This is a genomic window from Streptococcus australis (genome assembly GCF_003943615.1).
Taxonomy (GTDB): Bacteria; Bacillota; Bacilli; order Lactobacillales; family Streptococcaceae; genus Streptococcus; species Streptococcus australis_C.
Window position 1 is genome coordinate 273,113 of the sequence record NZ_RJPZ01000001.1, and the last position, 20,983, is coordinate 294,095.

16 protein-coding genes, 1 tRNA gene and 1 other RNA gene are annotated in these 20,983 nt (G+C 42.7%); 2 read left to right on the plus strand and 16 right to left on the minus strand.

The features are described from left to right. Nucleotides 1-63: 63 nt before the first annotated feature. From D8785_RS01405 to truB, 6 genes are all read right to left on the minus strand, one after another. Nucleotides 64-1,368 carry an RsmF rRNA methyltransferase first C-terminal domain-containing protein gene (locus tag D8785_RS01405; protein WP_125374227.1) on the minus strand — a complete coding sequence of 435 codons (1,305 nt, stop codon included), beginning with the start codon at nucleotides 1,366-1,368 and terminating at the stop codon, nucleotides 64-66. Beyond that, complete coding sequence (locus D8785_RS01410) at nucleotides 1,365-2,138, minus strand: inositol monophosphatase family protein (RefSeq protein WP_125374228.1); 774 nt, start codon at nucleotides 2,136-2,138, stop codon at nucleotides 1,365-1,367. The genes D8785_RS01405 and D8785_RS01410 overlap by 4 nt, the downstream gene beginning before the upstream one ends. Beyond that, the gene (locus D8785_RS01415; RefSeq protein ID WP_023026658.1) at nucleotides 2,128-2,406 is read right to left on the minus strand and encodes a UPF0223 family protein; all 279 of its coding nucleotides are present in this window, start codon (nucleotides 2,404-2,406) and stop codon (nucleotides 2,128-2,130) included. Before D8785_RS01415 ends, D8785_RS01410 begins: the two co-directional genes overlap by 11 nt. Nucleotide 2,407: 1 nt before the next feature. Then, nucleotides 2,408-2,809, minus strand: coding sequence for a Spx/MgsR family RNA polymerase-binding regulatory protein (locus D8785_RS01420; RefSeq protein ID WP_040803090.1), 402 nt, complete (start codon nucleotides 2,807-2,809; stop codon nucleotides 2,408-2,410). 127 nt (nucleotides 2,810-2,936) lie between these two features. Next, nucleotides 2,937-3,854: a bifunctional riboflavin kinase/FAD synthetase gene (locus D8785_RS01425; RefSeq protein WP_123160127.1), complete on the minus strand. Its 918-nt coding sequence runs from the start codon at nucleotides 3,852-3,854 to the stop codon at nucleotides 2,937-2,939. Between the two features lie 4 nt (nucleotides 3,855-3,858). After that, nucleotides 3,859-4,755: a tRNA pseudouridine(55) synthase TruB gene (gene truB / locus D8785_RS01430; protein WP_185759609.1), complete on the minus strand. Its 897-nt coding sequence runs from the start codon at nucleotides 4,753-4,755 to the stop codon at nucleotides 3,859-3,861. A gap of 179 nt (nucleotides 4,756-4,934) precedes the next feature. Between truB and D8785_RS01435 the strand changes: the two genes are divergently transcribed. Beyond that, the gene (locus D8785_RS01435) at nucleotides 4,935-6,251 is read left to right on the plus strand and encodes an FAD-containing oxidoreductase (RefSeq protein WP_125374230.1); all 1,317 of its coding nucleotides are present in this window, start codon (nucleotides 4,935-4,937) and stop codon (nucleotides 6,249-6,251) included. A 189-nt stretch (nucleotides 6,252-6,440) separates the two neighbouring features. Here D8785_RS01435 and D8785_RS01440 read toward each other — a convergent pair whose 3' ends face one another. The 4 genes from D8785_RS01440 to pcrA all read right to left on the minus strand — a co-directional run bounded on the left by D8785_RS01440 (nucleotide 6,441) and on the right by pcrA (nucleotide 12,348). Then, entirely contained in the window at nucleotides 6,441-7,154 is a 714-nt protein-coding gene (locus D8785_RS01440) for an alpha/beta fold hydrolase (protein WP_125374231.1), read from the minus strand. 161 nt (nucleotides 7,155-7,315) lie between these two features. Further along, a complete protein-coding gene (locus D8785_RS01445) occupies nucleotides 7,316-8,077 on the minus strand; it encodes a hypothetical protein (RefSeq protein ID WP_125374232.1) in 762 nt (253 codons plus the stop codon). Between the two features lie 373 nt (nucleotides 8,078-8,450). Then, entirely contained in the window at nucleotides 8,451-9,725 is a 1,275-nt protein-coding gene (locus D8785_RS01450; protein WP_125374233.1) for a DUF2130 domain-containing protein, read from the minus strand. 337 nt (nucleotides 9,726-10,062) lie between these two features. Continuing rightward, nucleotides 10,063-12,348 (minus strand): DNA helicase PcrA, encoded by a 2,286-nt coding sequence (pcrA, locus tag D8785_RS01455; RefSeq protein WP_125374234.1) that lies wholly within the window; start codon nucleotides 12,346-12,348, stop codon nucleotides 10,063-10,065. 185 nt (nucleotides 12,349-12,533) lie between these two features. On the opposite strand from pcrA, the gene D8785_RS01460 reads away from it, so the two are divergent. Next, nucleotides 12,534-13,727 carry a cation diffusion facilitator family transporter gene (locus D8785_RS01460; RefSeq protein WP_023022808.1) on the plus strand — a complete coding sequence of 398 codons (1,194 nt, stop codon included), beginning with the start codon at nucleotides 12,534-12,536 and terminating at the stop codon, nucleotides 13,725-13,727. 93 nt (nucleotides 13,728-13,820) lie between these two features. Here the strand turns inward: D8785_RS01460 and lepB are convergent, their stop codons facing one another. From lepB to ssrA, 6 genes are all read right to left on the minus strand, one after another. After that, on the minus strand, nucleotides 13,821-14,378 hold the full coding sequence (lepB, locus tag D8785_RS01465) for a signal peptidase I (RefSeq protein WP_125374235.1): 558 nt from the start codon (nucleotides 14,376-14,378) through the stop codon (nucleotides 13,821-13,823). Between the two features lie 144 nt (nucleotides 14,379-14,522). Continuing rightward, nucleotides 14,523-16,028, minus strand: coding sequence for a pyruvate kinase (gene pyk / locus D8785_RS01470; protein WP_125374236.1), 1,506 nt, complete (start codon nucleotides 16,026-16,028; stop codon nucleotides 14,523-14,525). A gap of 59 nt (nucleotides 16,029-16,087) precedes the next feature. Further along, entirely contained in the window at nucleotides 16,088-17,101 is a 1,014-nt protein-coding gene (gene pfkA, locus D8785_RS01475; protein WP_125374237.1) for a 6-phosphofructokinase, read from the minus strand. 84 nt (nucleotides 17,102-17,185) lie between these two features. Further along, nucleotides 17,186-20,287 (minus strand): DNA polymerase III subunit alpha, encoded by a 3,102-nt coding sequence (locus tag D8785_RS01480; protein WP_125374238.1) that lies wholly within the window; start codon nucleotides 20,285-20,287, stop codon nucleotides 17,186-17,188. 128 nt (nucleotides 20,288-20,415) lie between these two features. Next, nucleotides 20,416-20,503, minus strand: a tRNA-Ser gene (locus tag D8785_RS01485). Nucleotides 20,504-20,634: 131 nt separating this feature from the next. Continuing rightward, nucleotides 20,635-20,982: a transfer-messenger RNA gene (ssrA, locus tag D8785_RS01490) on the minus strand. Between the last annotated feature and the right edge of the window lies 1 nt (nucleotide 20,983).

Here is a 20,983-nt window from a genome sequence, read left to right on the forward strand (position 1 = left end):
AGTATTCTAGCAAGAACCACTCTATTTCCACTATAACATAGAAAGACTGCATTTCCTAATAATTTATCTAAATCTCAAGCCTTTTGGAAAGAAATTTTTTAACGTTCGTCCCGTTACTTTTGCAAAGCCCAAACCATTGCCTCCAGCCAGAACCTGATACCATCCATTTGCGTAATCTTGCTCCAACTGAATGGTCTCTCCAGCCACGTACTTACTAAAGTCTGGATCCGACAAGCTGACTGATTTCTTCACTTGATCTGGTTTCAGAGCTAGGCCCAAAGCAAAACTAGGTTCAAAGCGATTCTTCTTAAAGGTTCCAAGGTGCAAGCCATTGCGAGCAATCTTGACCTTTTTTAAATCAGGAAGTCCAGAAGGCAAGAGATAAAGCTGATCTCCAAAACATTGGTAGAGACCCTCCAAGTCGATAGCTAAACAGTCCTTGGCAAAAGTTTGCCACAACTTCTTCTGCTCAGCCGTTAGATTGGAACGTCCTTCCTTGATCTTCTTAACTTCAGGCTCTCCATGATAAAGGAATTTAGCAACAAATTGTCCTTCACCCTTGAAATGATGAGGATACATACGGGCCGTTTCAGGATGTCCGATCCCTTCTACCATACCATTGATTTTTTCAATCGGTCGCAATTCTAGCTCATATTCTTCTAAAAGCCAAGAAACAATCTCTTCGTTCTCTTCTGGGGCCCAGGTACAGGTCGAATAAACCAGCTGCCCCCCTGGTGCCAGCATCTTGAGCGCGTCTGTTAAGATTTCTCTTTGAAGACCAGCACATTGGGCTGGATAATCAGGATGCCAGTAGTCCATGGCATCTGGCTGCTTCCGGAACATTCCTTCGCCAGAGCAAGGTGCATCCAAAACAATCAGATCAAAATAGGCTGGAAAGACCTTTGCCAAACGTTCAGCTGATTCATTGGTCACCACGACGTTATGAGCACCAAAGCGTTCGACATTCTCTACCAGAATCTTGGAGCGTCCCTTGTGAATTTCATTAGAAACGAGGAGGCCTTGATTATCTAAATAAGAGAGCAAGTGGGTCGTCTTCCCACCAGGTGCGGCTGCAAGATCCAAGACCTTCATACCCGGACTGGGATGCGCTACTTGAGCCACCATTTGGGCAGCAGGTTCTTGCGAGTAGACCAGACCTGTGACATGGGAAACGGATTTCCCCGAAACCTTGCCATAGTAACTCCAAGGCATGCCTGGAATAGGCTCATCACCTTTGATTTGCACTGCCTTTAATGGATTGGTTCGATAGGCAGATATCGCTGGCTCGTCAAAGGTTTGAAAGAAGGCCTCAGCCTCTTCTCCAAGTAATTGGGTATACTTTTCTTTAAATCCTTGAGGAAAGGTCATGCGTTTTTTCCTTTCGTCAAAAAAGGTTGAATCTCATCTAGCCTACAAGTCGGCACCATCATAATAGGCTCCAAGGTCTCATAGTTGGGTTCTTTCCCTTCCAAGGTCAAGACCGAGTAGCCTAGACACTCGCCCATAATGGCTGCAGCGGCATAATCCCAAGGCCAGATGTAGCTAAAGTAGCCTAAAATGCCACCAGATAGAATCTTGGTAAAGCTGATACCAGCGCTCCCATAGACCCGAATCCCCAAACACTCTGCTCCCAGATCCGCCATGCCCCAAGCGTTGGACTTGAGCATGCCGACATTGGAAGCCACTAATAAGTCCCCAAGAGGCCGATTTTGAAATGGTTTCAGTTCTTTGTCATTGCAAAAGACTCCAAAATCCTTTCCACCAAAAAAGAGATGGTCGCGCATGACATCATAGATCAAGCCAAACTGGCCAATCCCTTCTTCAAAATAGGCAACCATGACAGCAAAATCTTCTTTTTGGGTCACAAAATTATTGGTCCCATCAATGGGATCAATCACCCAGACCTTGCCGGAGTAAATAGGAGCACGAAGTTCATCTTCTTCAGCAAAAATTTGGTCTTCTGGATAAGCTTCCAAAATCTTACCAACCAGGGTTGCTTGCACTTCCTGATCCATCTGCGTCACCAAATCCGTCGGATTTGTTTTGACAGTAATCGCTAGCTGGTCATGTAAGTGTTCTCTTAGATAGCTTCCTGCTTCTTTGACAATGGTCTTAGCAAATTCTAATTTATTGATCAATCGAAAACCATCCTTCCCCTTTTTCTTTCGCAACCTTGGTCGCGCGATAAAGTGAGTAGCCGCTGACCTCTTCAAATTCCTTGCCCAAACGCTTTTCTTCGCCAATACTTGGGACAACTTTCTTAAAGGCCTTATAGGCTTCTAGGTAGATGCGGGCATCTGCCTTTTGTTCATAGGCTTGTTCAACCTGATTAAAAAAAGAAAGCACCGAAGCAAGCTCTTCAGTGCTCCACGATAAATCGAGTGGGTAACTATAATTCTTATTCATATTAATGGATCTCCGCTCTTAATGTAGCAGATCTTAACTCTTCCTTACGATATCCACGAGGGAGAAATGCGCGGATTTCATCCTCATTGAAACCAATTTGCATCCGTTTCTTGTCTAGAATAATTGGGCGACGCAAAAGACTAGGGTTTTCCTCAATCAACTTGATCAAAGCAGAAATCGATAAATCCTCTACATCAACATTTAACTTCTGAAAAATTTTAGAACGAGTTGAAATAATATCGTCTGTACCGTTCTCAGTTAGTGCTAAAATATTACGCAACTCCTCAGTTGTTAGAGGACTCGTCATAATATTGTGTTCCTTAAAAGGAACCTCATGTTTTTCTAACCAAGCCCGGGCCTTGCGACAGGATGTACAACTCGGAGACAAAAATAATGTAATCATGTTCTTCTCTTCTTTTTTTGGACACACTTAGCTAACTCTATTATACAAAATTATTCGGTGCTTGCATAGTGATTTTTGAATTTAGACAAAGAAAATTCTCCCCTAAAGGGAGAATTTCTAACAAAAGTTATCTGGTCCATTGACGAGCTATGATCTCATCCTGACGCAGTTGCTCCACAAGCGCCTCTACACTGTCAAATTTCACCATTTCTCGAATCTTGTCTAACCAAAAAATCCGAATAGTATGTCCATAAATATCTTTTGAAAAATCAAAGATATTGGCTTCAAAGCGAAGTTCTGTCCCATCAAAGGTCGAGTTTTTTCCTACAGAGGCCATCCCCCGGTGACGCTTCCCTAGCACTTCTACTTCGACGACATAAACACCATCTTGAGGAAGATGTGTCCGATCGATAGGTGCAAGATTGGCTGTTGGAAAACCAATGGTTCGGCCTCGTGCATCCCCATGAACGACGATACCACGACTGGATAAAGGATATCCCAAGAGATCGGCTGCTTCTTTGACCTGGCCTAATGAAATGGCCTGCCGAATACGGGTTGAGCTGATTTTTTCTCCCTGGTCTAGGACAGGGGGAACCACTATGACTTGGCCCTTAAAATAGGTTTCTAAATCACTAGCTACTTTCTTATCGCTACCAAAGCTATAATCAAATCCTGCCACTAAGACACGCGCTCGAAGTGTTGTTAGGTAGGTTGCAACGAATTCTTCAGCCGTATGAGCCGCAAAATCACTGGTAAAATCAATGAGATAAAGATCATCGACTCCAAGTTCTTCCATTCGTTTAAAGCGTTCCTCTGGATTTTGAAGGTGGAGGAGTAATTCTGGTTGGTAACGGGCAAAGGCCAATTTTGGAGATTCTGGAAAGGTCAAGACAGCTACTCGAAGTCCTTGCTCATCCGCAATGGCACGAGCTGTCCGAAAGAGCTCCTGATGCCCTCTGTGAAGACCGTCAAAATAGCCCAAGACAAGAACTGTATCTGCTTGAGCTTTTATTTCTTTTTCACTAGTTACATAACAAATGTTCATGAATTTATTGTAACACACTTTCTGTCAGAAAAACCTTGCGAGGTTTGTAAAGTTCTTCTCTTTTTTCTAAAATGGCCACTAATTTTCCTTGGTAAAAAGCAGCCAATTCTTTGGAGTCACTCTCAACCGGAATAAAGCGTCCCACTTGGACTTCGCCGACCTCTTGGTCTGTCAGCTCCACTTTTTCCAGATCTCCGGTTCCAATTTCAAGTGGATGAAGGAAGCTCAAATCTCCTTGAGCAACTTTTTCAGCAAGTTCTTCCAAGGTTAGGGCATTTTCTAAGGACAAGCCAGCAGCACTGGTACGTGTCAGATGAGACATATGGGCCGCATAGCCCAGTTTCTGCCCTAAATCCACAGACAAGGTTCGGATATAGGTCCCCTTGCTGCATTTAACCCGGAAGCGAAAGCGGGCTAGTCCTTCTTCATAACGAATTTCGCTTGTGCGCGTGAATTCATAAATGGTCACCTGCCGAACCGGCCGTTCCACTTCTTCTCCTGCACGCGCATACTCATAGAGCTTACGCCCATTGACCTTGACCGCAGAATACATAGGTGGTACCTGCTCTATTTCGCCCACCATTTGGACCATCATACGATCTACCACTTCTGCATCTATAGGGGATTCCACTGGGGTCCGCTCGACGACTTCTCCACTGGCATCCTCCGTCGTGGTAGAAAATCCCAAAGTGATTTCTCCCTCATAGATTTTGCCTTCATCCTGCATAAATTCAACCATTCGGGTTGCCTTGCCAACTGCGATCGGAAGCACCCCCACCACATCAGGATCCAGAGTTCCCCCATGGCCAATCTTCTTGGTTCCTAAGATTTTCCGCAGTTTAAAGACCACATCATGCGAAGTCATCCCTGCTTCTTTTTTTACATTAATAATTCCGTCCATCTGAATTGCTCTTTCTAACTCATGTGTGACCATGACGGTCACCGACCCTTTATTATACCATGAAAAGGATCTCCTTGTCCCTGATTCCCCATTCCCATGAGCTCCTAAAAATCCCGTAGCAGATTTCAGACTTTTTAAAATGGGTTTGATACAATAGAAAACGAAAGAAGGTGTAACATATGTTAACGTATGATGTTATTGTTATTGGATTTGGTAAAGCTGGTAAAACACTAGCAGCGAAATTATCAAGCCAAGGGAAAAAAGTCGCTCTAATTGAAAAGAGCAAGTCTATGTATGGTGGTACTTGTATCAATATCGCTTGTATTCCAACGAAGACCTTGATTGTCGCAGCGGAAAAAGGCTTGGATTTTGAACAAGCCATGAGCGAAAAGAATGCGGTCACCACTCGTCTCAACGGCAAGAACTACGCAACGATTGCTGGAACTGGTGTAGACATTATCGATGCAACAGCTCGTTTCGTTTCCAACAAGGTCATCGAAATTCAAGCCGGTGAGGAAAAGGAAGAATTGACAGCAGAAACCATTATTATCAATACTGGTGCAGTGCCAACTATCCTTCCAATCCCGGGACTAGCTGAAAGCAAATTCGCTGTGGATTCAACCGGTATTCAACGTTTGGAAAATCTGCCAAAACGCTTAGGTGTCCTTGGCGGTGGACCAATCGGATTGGAATTTGCCCATCTCTACAATACCTTGGGCAGCCAAGTAACAGTACTAGACGCTTCTGAGACATTCTTGCCACGGATTGAACCAAGCATTGCAGCTCTTGCAAAAGGTTATCTTGAAGAAGATGGCATTCAGTTCTTGCAAGGTGTTCATACCCAAGAAATCAAGGATGGTGAAGCTAGCGTAACCGTTGTTACCGATAAAGGAGACTTCGAGTTCGATATCCTCCTCTACGCAACCGGACGCAAGCCGAATACAGCTGGACTTGGTCTTGAAAATACAGATATCAAAGTCACTGATCGTGGAGCGATTCAAGTCAACCGTCATTTGGAAACCAACGTTCCTGGCGTCTTTGCAGTTGGGGATGTCAATGGTGGTCCTCAATTCACCTATATGTCACTCGATGACTTCCGCATTGTCTTCAACTATCTCACAGGTGATGGAAGCTACAATCTCGAGACACGTAGAAATTATGCGACAACCCTCTTCATTGCTCCTCCATTGGCCCAAGTCGGCTTGACTGAGCAAGAAGCACGCGACAAGGGACTTCCAGTGGCTGTTAAAGAATTGCCAGTTGCTGCCATGCCACGTGGGCATGTCAATGCAAACCTCCGCGGGGCCTTCAAAGCCGTGGTCAATCCAGAAACCAAGGAAATCCTTGGAGCCACTCTCTTCGGAGAAGCTGCAGGTGAACTCATCAACCTGATCACCATGGCCATGGACAACAAGATCCCTTATACCTACATTGCGAAGCAAATCTTTACCCACCCAACCATGGCAGAAAACCTAAACGATCTCTTTGCAATTTAAATAGCATAAAAGAGAGTGGGACAGAAATCGGTAATTCGTTAGAATTCGATTTCGTCGTCCCACCTCCGCACAGTTGAGTAGGGCTGTAAAAGCTGATGAAATCAGCGTAATAGAGCCCACTCAACCACTGCGTCTTGCTCAACAATCCAAAAATAATTGAGAGGCTAGGACTTTTGTCCCAGCCTCTTTTTAGTGTAAAAATCCACAAACAATCTCTTGAAATAACTTATTTTCTTCATACAGAGCATGACCAGAATGCTTAAGAATAAGGAGCTGGCAACCCACAATCCCTTTTGCCAGTTCCTTAGATCCCTTCACACCGATCACATCATCTTCAAGTGCACCAAGAACCAAGGTCGGGCATTGAATTTCTTTTAAGAACTCAAGACTATCGTGTTCCAGGCAAGACTGAGACTGAATGGCAATTCGTTTCTCATCTTTGATTCGCCCCAAACGACCCATAATGTTAGAAAGAAAGCGCCACCTTCGATAGCTTTTTTGTGTATAAGAATGATAGGCGATATCCAGCATGAGGTCTCTAAAATTTCCGGATTGACTAAGTTTTTGCCAATACTCAATTCTCTCTTTAGCAAGTTGACTCGGTTTAGCTGTTGTCACAGCTAGGATGAGCTTTTGAACCTTTTCAGGAAAATCAACTGCCAACCATTGGGCAATCATTCCACCTTGTGAAATCCCCATAACATAAGCACTAGTAATATTCAACACTTCCATTGCTTCTGCTACATCGGCTGCCATATCCCGTGTCGTATAGCCTTGTCTTAGCTCATTAATCCGAGAAAAAACATAGATTTTGTAATGTTTGGCAAGTAATCGATACGATAGAGAAAAGAGCTGGGCCTTTCCTTTGGCTGTCTGCAACCCATCCCCCAAGCCTGTTATGATTACTAGGGGCTGCTTCCCTTTCTCATCATATGGTTAATAAAGTTTTTTAATTCGTTCCAGTATCATTTAAACCATCCTCTCATGCCTTTAATCAGGCAATTAGAACCTTTTTTAGATTTTTTTATGTATCATCAATAACAAATCTATAGCTAAATACCCTACTATTCACCTCTGTCTCTCCAGTTCTTAATGATATTATAAATAGAATGTATCAGTAGTATTACTATAAGTGAGAACAAAGGGCGTAATGATACCAAACTGATACCCACAACAAAGAAGGCTGATAAAAAATAAATGATAAACGCCTCTAACTTAGAAGGTCTTCTCTCCTCTGGAAGCATATCTAAATGTTCCTTCGTAATAGCTGAGCGTTTATCGAATCGATAAAAGAAACGATATCTTGCAGATAAAGAATCAATATCTAAAAAGTCATACCCCCTAATATAATCAATTACGTAAAACATCAGTAAATTGTCAATTTCGTCAATATTTTCAGTATAGAGAGAAAAATTTCTCTTTCCAGCAATTGCAATATTACTTGCAGCATAAACGGCAATCGGAATGCCATCTTTTGTGACAGGTGAAATATCTCCTTTACTACCTGAACCTACACACGTCATTTCATAGTTATTTAAATTGAATTGAAAAACTCCATGCCAGTATGCTTGTTCCCATAAATGTTCAAATCTTTTTTCTTCATAATAAATCAAATCCTTATTTAACCCTCTTGCGACTATTCTTTTTCTTTTAGAAATATATTCTGATTCTTTCAAGACAAGAATTTCTACATCTTTTGCATATAGACGGTAACCTTCCTCTTCTTGAACGATTTCAATTCTTTCAGTCCAATGTTCATCATCAGGTAATTTTGACTGAAGGATAAATCCTTCTGAGTTTCCACGTAATTTTAATTGTATTTCCATGTTTTACCACCCTATTAATAATCCCAATCCAAATGGTCCTAGTTTCATTTTTGCCTCTGCTTTTTAAATAATTGGACAACAATTTATTATCATGTCAGACTTCACACCTTCTCTAACACGAACAACACTCCCAATCGGTAAAGCGGTACGTTCTGACATCAGTTTTCTCCTTCTAAATATTTCTGAGCTTCCTGAACATAAAAGAGTTCTGGATTTTCATGGGCGATGCTTTCAAACAAACTACGGGCACGAGCTTCATCTCCTTTTAGTTGAGCGTTAAGAACATAATATATCCCTTTAAATAGTACTGTTAATCTTTAAATACTAACCATGATTTACAAGATAAACTTATTTTTAAATGTTTCACAAATACTTACTTATCCTTCAAAGCTTCAAACTTGGCCTTCATGGTTGGATTCTTCCGAGTCAATTTTTTGACTGATACATCATCCAGCTTATTATTGGCAAGTCGGAGTTGATTTTCGGATGTGGTGAGGAATTTCTTGACTTCTTCCATCCGCTTGATGGCTTTGTCGATTTCATCGATGGCCTTGCCAAAGTTGACTGAGGCTGAATTGTAGTTCTTGGCAAAGGCAACCTTGAATGCATCTAGGTCTTCCTCGAAGTGAGTAATGTCAATATTTTGTTCACGGATCAGTGCTAGTTCCTGCTTGTATTTAAGGGAGTTAAGGGCTGCATTGCGTAAGAGACCAATCAACTGGATAAAGAACTGAGGCCGGACCACATACATCTTCTCATACTCATGGCTGACATCGACAATCCCTGTGTTGAAGTAGTCGTTGTCTGCTTCAAGCATACTTACCAAAACAGCATACTCACAGTTCTTTTCTCGACGGTCCTTGTCCAATTCCTTATAGAAGTCTGCATTCTTATGCTTTTTCTCTGTGCCGTCGGCTTCATTCTTCATCTCAAACATGATGGAAATGAATTCTAGACCATTTTCATCAAAGTCACGGAAGATAAAGTCCCCTTTAGAACCACGAGCAGAGACCTTGTTGTCCTTTTCGAAATAGGCATTAGGGAAGGCAAAACTGCGAACCTTGTTGAACTCACTCTCCGCATACTGCTCCAGACTTTCCCCAATAGCTTTGGTTGATTGTTGGGCCTTGAAATTTTTGTAGAACTCAACCTGCTCATTAGCCGCCTTAAGCTGGGCCTCATAGTTTTGTTTAACTGAAGTCAGAGAAAGTTCGTTTTCCTTTTCTTGTAAAAGGAGCTGATTTTTGACCTGATCACGTTCTTTTTCTAGGTCAGATAAAGTCTTTTGTAGTTGGTTTTCATGCTCCAAGCGCAAGGTGGCTAATTGATTCTCCAGTGCCTGAACCTCTTTTTCTTTCTCTAGCAGACTTTGGCTAGCAATTTGCTCCACCTCTTTTTTAGCCAATTCTTTTTCAGTATCAAACTGTTGAATCTGGTTTTGTAACTGGGCAATTTCTTGGTCCTTTTTTGCTAACTTCTCTTGTTGCTCATTGAGGGCCTTTTGCTCAGCTAAAGCCAACTCCTGCCGAATCCGCTCATGAATTTCCTTGTCAAACTCCGCCGTCCGCACTTGGGACAAGAGCTCGCTGTATTGACTTTCATTGACTGTAAAAACTTCCCCACAGTTGGGGCACTTGATTTCGTTCATAGCCTGCCTCTTTCTCTATTCTTAGTATATTATATCATGCTAGCAGTAAAATCAAAACCAGCAAACAAAGCTTGCTTCTACTATTTCCCTTGGCAATAAAGTTTCTAACAGGAATAGTGGACATGAGAGCATTTGGGGAAGCAGAAGGCTAAGCATTGAAACTTCCCGCCGTGAGAAAAGCAACAGAAACAAATTTGTTTCTGTTGCTCGGTAGATTTGAGACGGAAGGCTCAAATCTAAGGTATGGAATCCCAAAGGGAGTCGCTACCGTCCGTCCTCACCTAAGGGAAGTTTTATAAAAAGGCAAAACCAGCAAGCTTAGCTTACTGGTTTCTGTTTATTTCTTCTCAATCGGAGCGACGCTGGCCAAGAGTTTCTTGAGACCCACTTCTGGGAAGTTAATCTTAAGCTCTTGGGTATTGCCACTACCTGAGACTTCAAGGACGGTTCCTTCTCCCCACTTCTTGTGAACAGCAATGTCGCCAATGGACCAAGCGACACTTTCTTTGACACCAGCTTGGTTGCCATTGCCAAAGGGAAGGCTTGAGGAGGTGAGGGTGCTTGGGGCTGCTTGTCTCTTGCGCTCTTGAAGGGCTTGCGACAGGCTCATTCCTTTTCCAAAGGTCGTTCCGCCGCCGTTGCTATAGGAAGCCTTAAAGCTCGTGTTAGCCGGACGCGCTAAACCTTGGTAGGTCAATAAATCTGAGCTAATCTCATTGATAAAGCGCGTCGGACGGTTGTAGCTGGTCCGTCCAAAGAGCAAACGAGAATTGGCATTGGTCAAGAAGAGAATCTTCTCTGCCCGCGTGATTCCTACATAAGCCAGACGACGTTCTTCTTCCAACTCATCTGGATCCTCTGCTGCTCGACTAAGAGGAAAGACGTTTTCTTCCATCCCAATCAAGAAGACCACTGGGAACTCCAGTCCTTTAGCCGCGTGAAGAGTCATCAAGGTCACTTCCGAAGTCTCTTGCGCGCCATCATCTGTATCAGCAATCAGGGCCAAGTCGTTCAAAAAACGACTTAAGGTTTCCACACCAGATTCATCTTCAACAGACTCACCATTTTCATCAAAATTCTTGGTAACAGACAGGAATTCTTGGATATTCTCGATGCGGGCCTGACTTTCCAAATTTCCCTGATTGGTTAAGGTTGTCATATAGCCTGTCTTGTCAAGGACTTCTTCGACCAATTCTGTAATGGTCAGCTGGTCCAATCTTTCTCTCAAATCAAGAATGAGATTGGCAAAATCCCAGATAGCCTGGGCCGCTTTTCCTTTGATGCCAGAGAGCATGATATTGGCTGAAGCATCCAGGAGTGAAGACCCTTGCATTTGGGCAAAATCGCGAATCTTCTCCACCGTACCCGGTCCGATTCCACGCTTAGGTTCATTGATAATCCGCTCAAAACTAATATTGTCACTGAGGTTGGCAATCAAGTTCAGATAAGCAATGACATCTCGAATTTCTTTCCGGCTATAGAACTTGGTACCCCCTACCATGGTATAAGGAATATTGGACTTGAGCAGTGCTTCTTCAATGGTCCGGGATTGGGCATTAGTTCGGTAGAGAACCGCAAAGTCACGGTGTTTATAGTTAGCTTTCCGACTGAGCTCTTCAATGGTTTTGGCCACAAAAACCGCTTCATCCTGCTCATCATTAGCCCGGTAATAGACAATCTCTTCGCCGTCAGCATTTTGAGTCCAGAGATTCTTAGGACGACGGTTACGATTATTTTTGATAACATCGTTCGCTGCTTGTAGGATGGTTTTAGTGGAGCGATAATTTTCCTCTAACAAAACGACCTTGGCATCAGGATAATCCTTTTCGAAATCCAAGATATTTTGCATATCCGCTCCCCGCCAGCCATAAATTGATTGGTCAGCATCCCCAACCACACAGATATTTTTAAAGCGTGAAGCTAGTAGTTTGACCAATTGGTATTGGGCATGGTTGGTATCTTGGTACTCATCCACATGGATGTATTGGAACTTCTGTTGGTAATAGGTCAGCACATCAGGATGCTGGTCAAAGAGACGCAAGGTCAGCATGATCAAATCATCAAAGTCCACTGCTTCTGACTGACGCAATTCCTTTTGGTAAGCCTCATAGCACTTGGCAACGATCTGGGTGTACATATCCCCCGCTTGAGCAGCATAAGCCACTTCATCAATCAGGTCATTCTTGGCATTGGAAATGGTCCCCAAGATGGTTCGTTCATTCCATTTCTTAGGATCCAAATTCAAGGACTTCAAGATGCGCTTCATCAAGGTCCGTTGCTCACCCGGATCGACAATGGTAAAGTTACGATTGTAGCCAATGTGATCCGCATCTCGACGAAGGATGCGCACACACATGGAGTGAAAGGTCGCAATCAAGCAATCTTGAGTCGCTGGATTTAACTGATAAGCCCGCTCCTTCATCTCGCGAGCAGCTTTATTGGTAAAGGTAATGGCCAAAATATTCCAAGGATTGACCATTTTTTCATCGATCAAATAAGCGATCCGGTGGGTCAAGACACGTGTCTTACCAGAACCAGCCCCCGCCATGATCAAGAGGGGGCCTTCTGTCGTTTGAACCGCCTCTGCCTGGCGATCATTCATACCATTCAATAAAGGATTCATCTCATACTCCTCATTCATTCAATCGTTCTATTATACCACATTTTCGCCCTTTCTCATTTGGAAAATGGTCGGCTTCATTTGAATTTTGCGCTCAAAAAAGCTATAATAAAGCCTTAAGAAGAACGAATTTTTCCTCTTCGATAACCGCTTATGAGGAAATCTACAGAAGTCTGGAGGAGTTATCAGTGAATCAATCACAAAGTAATTTAAAACTTGCCGAACGTGGAGCCCTGATCAGTATTGTAGCCTACCTGATCCTTTCCGCTGCCAAATTAGCAACAGGCCACCTCCTTCACTCCTCCAGTTTGGTTGCCGATGGTTTTAATAACTTATCAGATATTATCAGCAATGTCGCCCTTCTCATTGGCATTCGCATGGCCCGCCAGCCAGCTGACCGCGACCACCGATTCGGTCATTGGAAGATTGAAGATCTAGCTAGTCTGGTGACTTCCATCATCATGTTTTATGTGGGCTTTGATGTCTTACGAGATACGGTTCAAAAAATCCTCAGCAGGGAAACATCGGTCATTGATCCTTTAGGGGCCATTGTTGGAGTTGGGTCAGCCCTAGTCATGTTTGCGGTCTATCTATATAACCGCACTTTAGCTAAGAAAGCCCAATCCAAGGCCCTCAATGCTGCTGCTAAAGACAACCTGTCTGACGTGGTCACTTCTTTAGGAACCTCTGTTGCGATTGGAGCTAGTGCTCTTAACTATCCGATTGTGGACCAATTAGTGGCCATCGTTATTACTTTCTTTATTCTAAAAACAGCCTACGATATTTTCATTGAATCCTCCTTCAGCCTCTCAGATGGATTTGATGAAAGTCTTCTTGATAAATACAAGGCTGCTATTCTAGAATTGCCAAAGGTCAGCCGGGTCAAATCCCAACGAGGACGGACCTACGGAAGCAATATCTACCTAGATGTCGTCATCGAAATGAATCCAGACCTTTCTGTTTATGAGAGCCATGCCATTACCGAAGAGGTCGAGCGCCTTCTCAAGGAAGAATTTGGAGTCTTTGACATTGATGTCCATGTGGAACCAAGTTCCATCCCAGAAGATGAGATTTTGGACAATGTCCTTCTCAAACTAAAAACCTACGAAGAGCGCTTGCAAGCTCAACAAGAATATTCAACCCTCTTAGCAGACAACTTCACCCTCATCGATGAGTTTGGCCAAGAAAGCCACAAGGAGGACCTGGTCCGTTTGCAGGAAGAGCATCAGATTCCCTTTAAGAATTTCGAAATCGAATCCATCAGTCAAAAGACTAAGTTGATTCGCTATGAATTAAATAACCAGATCCATACCAGTCTCTGGCGTCGCCATGAACATTGGCAAAAGGTCTTTCATCAAATTACCAGTAAAAAGGAAAACTAGGGCCCTCTAACGGGGATGAATGAAGCTAAAAAGCTACTGCAGTTCACATATTCTGCAGTAGTTTTTTTGTACGAAAAAAATAGTCCTTCTGGACTATTCTTCTATTTTAATAAAGCCGAATTTATTTAAAGGATACAAGCGGAAATCAACTACCCCTTCAATCTGACCTTCTTGAATATAACCAAATTCACGACTATCTTTAGTATTGTTACGATCATCATTTAAGACTAAATAACTATTACTTGGTACTTTTCCAGCCTTGGTTCCCTTAAGTTCTCTAGAGAAAAAATCATTTGTAAAATAATCACCACTTGGGGCTGCTAAATGTTTGGTCTTCATTTTATCCAAATACGGCTCTTCTGTAGCTACACCATTCAAATAAAAGACATCATCCACATAACTGACCTCATCGCTCTCTATAGCAATGACACGTCCAAGATATTGTTTCTCTTTTACATGATAGAGGACCAAATCTGTCCGATCAATTTTTCCCTTCTTTGTCGCTAATACTAAATCATCTTTCTTAACGGAGGCATTGGCCATTTGATCAGATACCCACAATGGTTGAAAAACAAATAGGCGCAAAGTAATGAGTACCAAGCCCAATATTCCAATGATGATAATATTCCGAATCAAATCCCTTTTTGACATTCCTATCCCCCCTTTCAGTTCCTTCCATTATACCATTTTATTAGACAATAAAAAAGGCCCACATTCCTAAATCGTCAGAAACTTGGACGAAAAAAACCCTGTCTCCAAGATTTTACACTTAGAGAACAAGGTTTGTTAGTTAGATTAACGTACTGTACGGATACGCATAGTGTTTGTACGAACAGCTTCACCAAGTGGCACACCTGCTACGATAACGATATCGTCACCAGATTGTACAAGACCTGCTTCTACTGCTTTACGTTCTGCGATTTCGAACATATCGTCAGTTGATGATGGAGCATCTGTCAACATTGGGATAACACCCCAGTTCAACATCAATCCACGTTCAGTCAATTCATCAAATGTCAATGCCAAGATATCAGCATTTGGACGGTATTTAGAAATCAAACGTGCAGTGTGACCAGTCTTAGTAAGAGTAACGACCAATTTGATATCCATTGAGTTTGTTGCATCTTTAACAGCTGAAGCCATAACTTCTGTCTTAGAGTTACGTTCAAATGAATCTGAGTTCAAACGTCCGTATTCGTTAAGAAGAGTTTGAGCGTTCTTGTCGATAGTAGCCATTGTACGAACAGACTCAAGTGGGTATTTACCATTTGCAGACTCACCTGAAAGCATAGTCGCGTCAGTTCCGTCGATAACAGCGTTAAATACGTCTGATACTTCTGAACGAGTTGCACGTGGTTTTTCAGTCATTGTTTCAAGCATGTTTGTTGCAGTGATAACAACTTTACCAGCAGCGTTTACTTTTGTGATGATCATTTTTTGGTAAACTGGAACCATTTCGAATGGTACTTCGATACCCATGTCACCACGAGCGATCATGATACCATCAGCAGCTTCAATGATTTCATCCAAGTTATCGATACCTTGTTGGTTTTCGATCTTCGCAAACAATTGAACGTGACCGTTACCAGTTTCTTCACAGATAGCACGAACTTCGTTTACGTCTTTTGCAGTACGTACGAATGAGATCGCGATGAAGTTGATACCTTGTTCCAAACCGAAGCGGATATCGTCGTTATCGCGTTCAGCAAGAGCTGGGAAAGGAATTTTAGTGTTAGGGATGTTGACACCTTTTTGTTTAGCAATCACACCGTCATTTTCAACTTCAACGATAAATTCACGGCTTGCATCGTCTTTTTCTACAACACGAAGACCCAATTTACCATCGTCAATCAATACTTGGCGACCAACTTCAACGTCATCATAGATGTCAAGCGCACCTGCAACGTTCAAAGCAATCACTTCACGAGTTGATTTGATTCCTTGTTTAGTAGCAACACGGATCTTTTCACCAGTCTTGTATGAGTACTCTTTAGCATCGCCTTCGAACAACTCTGTACGGATTTCTGGACCTTTTGTATCAAGCAGGAAACCAACTTTTTTACCAGCGATTTCTTCTGCACGTTTAACAGTTGCCATACGGTCACCTTGTTCTTGGTGGTCACCGTGTGAGAAGTTGAAACGGAAAGTATTTGCACCAGCTTCGATCAATTTAGCAATGTTTTGTGCTGAAGCTTCAACATCAAGTTTTTCACCCCAATATCCATCATCACCAAATTTTTTACCACCACGGATTTCTACCGCAGGACCTAAGGTTGCAACGATTTTTACACGTTTGTTCATGATTTCTATGACTCCTTTTAAAATACACTGTCTTTTTGGACAAATTTTAACAAATAAAATTAAATAGAAGATAAGCTACGGTTCAACTCTGCAAGGTTTAAGTCAGCCTTATGAGGGTTGTTCACTTTGATTTTACCATCTTCAGTCAAGCTAAAGAGGGCACCTTCTTCTGCACTACCAAGAATTGGGTTTTCCACCATTTGTTCATTGCGGATACCAACAGCTACACCACCGATACCAGCTTTCAACAACTTAACAGCATGTGCACCCAAACGTGAAGCAAGGACACGGTCACGCGCAGTTGGTGAACCACCACGTTGGATATGTCCAAGTTCTGTTACACGAAGATCACTTGTATCTCCGGCATCTTTCAAGGCTTTACCGAATTCGTCAGCAGACATCACACCTTCTGCAAGGACGATAATGTTGTGTGTACGACCTTTCTCGTAGCCCATCTTGATGCTTTCAACGACATCTTCGATTTTGAAGCCTTCTTCTGGAATGATGATCTCATCAGCTCCTGAAGCAATACCTGACCAAAGGGCAATATCCCCTGCATGACGTCCCATTACCTCGATTACAAAGGTACGATGGTGACTAGACGATGTATCCCGGATCTTATCAATCGCATCCATAGCAGTTGTAACAGCTGTATCAAATCCAATTGTAAAATCTGTACCAACGATATCATTATCGATTGTACCAGGAAGTCCTACAGCTGGGAAGCCATGTTCTGTCAAACGCATCGCTCCGTGGTATGATCCATCACCACCGATAACGACGACACCTTCGATTCCATGTTTCTTCAACTGCTCAATCCCTTTTAATTGACCTTCGCGTTCAGCAAATTCAGGATAGCGGGCTGAATGAAGCATCGTTCCACCACGAGAAATAATATCCCCAACTGATGAAGCATCCAATTGATGGATATCACCAGCAACCATACCAGCGTATCCATTATAGATACCAAATACTTCCATTCCTTCAGAAATTGCTTGGCGAACAACTGCACGGATAGCAGCATTCATTCCAGGGGCATCTCCCCCACTGGTTAAAACAGCAATACGTTTCATTTCGATATTTGCTCCTTTTTTTCTTTTACATTCTTAATGATTATAACACAAAGAGGCTCAAATTTCTCCTATTTTCCGTAGATTTTATCGATAAATCGTTTTCATAGCAATACTTGCCAGATCATTTTCTAACTTCTCGTTTTTCTGGACGGAAACTCCTTTTAATTGGATGGTCTTTTTCTCCTCTTCATAGCGAATAACAACAGGATAGGGACCCGGATAGGCTTTTAAAATATCTAAAACTGCCCGATCCTCTTGGTGATCAAACAATTGAATCCAAAAACGCTGATTGGTAGCTTCTTCTGTTTCCATCAAAATCATTTGGAGTCGACCATCTCTAGACTTTATTTTCCCCTTGAGATAGTAATAGCCCTTCTCTCTTATTTTTGAACTATACTGGCGATAAGTTTCCGGAAAAAGAGTGACATCCATCTTCTTTTGGAGATCGGAAACTTGTAGAAAGGCCATATTTTCCCCATTTTTTGTTCGAATCGTCCGGATTGATTGGACTTCGACTAGGATGGTGGCCTGTTCTCCTTCGCTTAAAGAAGCGATCGGCCGTACTGGTTGGCTACTTGCGGCTAGAATTTCCACTAGAGGATGAGGACTGAGACCGACCCCTATGACCCTTTGCTCCATTTCATACTTCTCAGCCTTGCTGTAGTCCTCGGCATCCATCCAGGAATAATTAGCTTCGCCAAATAAACTACCCAACTCATCTGCAAAAACAAATAGATTAGGAAGGTTCTGAAGGACTTTTCTTCGATTCTTTTCAAAGCAGTCAAACAAGCCCAATTCTACCAGTGGCGTTAAAAGAGGAAGTTTGTGGTACTGACTGGGCAAGCGCAAGATAAAATCTTCAATACTCTCAAACGGACGTTGGTCAATAATCCAAAAGGCTAGATCTTTTGGAAGACCTTTGATATTCTTCATTCCTAGATAAATCTTCTGATCTTGGAACTTATCTTTATAAGGAATGGTATTAATGGTCAAAGGAGCCACTTGGAAGTTGAATTGCAATGCATCGGTCAAGTAATCACTGCTAGAGTAGTTGAGCATAATGTCAAAGAAGACATCTGGATAATGGACTTTAAAGTAGGCCAATTGGAAGGCCAGGGCTGAGTAAGCATAGGCATGGGAACGATTAAAGCCATAGCCAGCAAATTTTTCCATAATGGAAAACACTTGCTTGGCTTTTTCTGCACTATGTCCAAGAGCGATAGCCCCTTTGATAAAGTCATCTTCCATCCGATGCATTTCTGCCACGTTCTTTTTCCCCATGGCCCGTCTGAGGATATCGGCTTTTCCTAGACTAAAGCCAGCAAAGGTCTGGGCCACCTGCATGACTTGCTCCTGATAGAGCATGATGCCATAAGTTGGTGCTAGAATCTCTTCCAAACTAGGATCGATCATATCGACCTTTTCCTTGCCATGCTTACGTTTAACGAAATTATCAATATAGTCACTAGCTCCTGGCCGGTTCAAGGAAGTCGTCGCAACAATTTCTTCAAAACAGCTAGGTTGAACTCGTCTCATCAAACGAATAGCTCCCGCTTGCTCAAACTGGAAGATACCCTTGGTATTGCCTGCAGCAAATAAAGCAATTGTTTCTGGATCCTCTAGAGGAATGTCCTCGATTTTAATATCCTTTTGATATTTTTCCTTCACTGCTTCCTGCATCCGTTGAGCAAAGGTCAAATTTCGTAGTCCTAAGAAGTCCATCTTGAGCAAGCCATTAGCTTCAACACCATGGGCATCATATTGGGTCAGATTCATCTCCTCACCCATCTTGATCGGAATTTGATTGGTGAGGTCCTCTCCACTCATGACAACGCCTGCCGCATGAATCGACGTCTGACGCGGTTGCCCTTCAATCCTCTTCGCAATTTCAAATCCTTTACGGTATTCTGGGCGACTTTGAATGGCTTGACGAAATGCTAAATTCTTTTCATAAGCAGAGGCTAAGGTATCCCGCAAGCCGATCCGCTTGGTGAGGTTGGTTAACTCATATTCTGGGGTCCCAAATCTCTTAAAAACATCCCGAATGGCTTGCTTGGCCCCAAAAGTTGAGAAGGTCACAATTTGAGCCACGTGAGGACTACGGTAGCGATTTTTAACATACTGGATAAATTTGGGACGATAGACATCTGGAATATCAATATCAATATCTGGCATTGTATAGCGCTCTAAGTTCAAAAAACGCTCAAAGAGAAGATTGTTCTTGACTGGATCAATCCCTGTAATATCCAAGGCATAGGCTACTAGACTACCAACTGCTGATCCACGGCCCATCCCCATATAGTAACCTTGACTTCGTCCAAACCGTAATAAATCCCAGACAATCAAGAAGTAGTCATCAAAGCCCATCTGATGGATGACAGCTAATTCATGACGCAAACGCTCTTGGTAAACCGTCTGGTCCAGCCCCTTGCTTCTCAAGCCCTCCTCAGCCAACTCACGCAATTCCTCGACTGCTGGTTTCTCTGGATTAAAACGGGGAAGCTTCAACTGCGTATCAATCTCATAATGAACAGTCGCAAGGGTCTTCTCTAGATAAGAAATACTATCTGGATAATTATGAGCAAAGGCCCGCTCCAACTTTTCTGGTGGCAGTAACATCATAGAAGCGTCAACAGCTCCTACTTCCTTCAGACTGCAATTATTACGAATGGCATGGAGCATCTGAAGACTTTCCAAATCACTCGTAGAAAAATAGCGGACTGTATGGAGGGGGAAAACAGGACGAGAAAACTGTTTCGCTGGAGTATCTGGAAAGACACCAATCGCAAAGTCTTGGCCCAAGTCTAAATACTCAATCCCTTCAAAATAGGGAACGATGATGGCTAGATCATCCAACAAGTGTTGAAAGGCCGACCAGTCAGTTGTCCCCATCATTTTCATGCTGGAAATCTTGATTAAATGTTTATAACCTACGGTACCTAACGCAAGCAAACGGATAGACAAAGGACCCGTTGGTAAATCAACTTCCAAATCAAGACCTAGGACAGCTCCTATACCAGCTTTTTGGCACTCTTCTAAAAACTCGTAAGCCCCATACAAATTATCAATATCCATGAGACCAATTTGTTGGTAACCCATTTCTTTGGCACGCTGAATATAGTCTCGAATAGAGACTAAACTGTCCATAAAGGTATAAACCGATTTTGTGTCCAGTTGTGTAATCACCTTGCACTCCTTTTCGTCCGTTCTTACCTTCTATTATACAGGAAATCCGACAAAGAAGACACTCTTACCCATTGCCAATCCTGCCTAACAAAAAAAACAGATCAACTGATCTGCTTTCCTTTCTCTTACGGAAGACATGGGATTCGAACCCACGCACGCTGTTACACGCCTACCGCGTTTCCAACACGGCCTCTTAAGCCTCTTGAGTAATCTTCCAAACTAGTATCCATTATACGGAAAAGCGCTCCTCCTGTCAACAAAAAATTTAGGAATCGCTCACAAGATATCATTGTTTGATAGATTTTAAAGAAACAAAAACGACAAGGACTTGTCGTTTACATATATAAAAATGGAGCCGGTGGGAATCGAACCCACGTCCAAACATCTGCCAACATATTTGTCTACAACCATAGGTTATGTATTGCTTTAACAGTTCCTCGACACATAACTCAAGCCAAGAAACTGCGAGTCTATCTATCTCTTATCAAACTGCTAGACAAAGTTTGATCGTATCTCGCTAAAATTAAGACCTGTCATCAGACACGAGCAATCCGAATCGGGTCACGCCTGCTGGTTTTTAGGCAGCTAGAGCGTAAGAAGTGTTATTTTTTGCAGTTATATTTAACTGAGCGTTTACGTCGCCACACGAGTCGCAAAATATGCCTCATAATGCCTGTCGAATCCGTAACGACCCCA

Bases quoted from the DNA above. Each gene is read 5' to 3' on its own strand.
- D8785_RS01415 (WP_023026658.1), bottom strand. From the start codon at position 2,406: ATGAATAAGAATTATAGTTACCCACTCGATTTATCGTGGAGCACTGAA.
- pyk (WP_125374236.1), bottom strand. From the start codon at position 16,028: ATGAACAAACGTGTAAAAATCGTTGCAACCTTAGGTCCTGCGGTAGAA.
- D8785_RS01445 (WP_125374232.1), bottom strand. From the start codon at position 8,077: ATGGAAATACAATTAAAATTACGTGGAAACTCAGAAGGATTTATCCTT.
- pcrA (WP_125374234.1), bottom strand. From the start codon at position 12,348: ATGAATCCTTTATTGAATGGTATGAATGATCGCCAGGCAGAGGCGGTT.
- D8785_RS01425 (WP_123160127.1), bottom strand. From the start codon at position 3,854: ATGAACATTTGTTATGTAACTAGTGAAAAAGAAATAAAAGCTCAAGCA.
- D8785_RS01450 (WP_125374233.1), bottom strand. From the start codon at position 9,725: ATGAACGAAATCAAGTGCCCCAACTGTGGGGAAGTTTTTACAGTCAAT.
- D8785_RS01435 (WP_125374230.1), top strand. From the start codon at position 4,935: ATGTTAACGTATGATGTTATTGTTATTGGATTTGGTAAAGCTGGTAAA.
- truB (WP_185759609.1), bottom strand. From the start codon at position 4,755: ATGGACGGAATTATTAATGTAAAAAAAGAAGCAGGGATGACTTCGCAT.
- pfkA (WP_125374237.1), bottom strand. From the start codon at position 17,101: ATGAAACGTATTGCTGTTTTAACCAGTGGGGGAGATGCCCCTGGAATG.
- D8785_RS01405 (WP_125374227.1), bottom strand. From the start codon at position 1,368: ATGACCTTTCCTCAAGGATTTAAAGAAAAGTATACCCAATTACTTGGA.
- lepB (WP_125374235.1), bottom strand. From the start codon at position 14,378: ATGTCAAAAAGGGATTTGATTCGGAATATTATCATCATTGGAATATTG.
- D8785_RS01420 (WP_040803090.1), bottom strand. From the start codon at position 2,809: ATGATTACATTATTTTTGTCTCCGAGTTGTACATCCTGTCGCAAGGCC.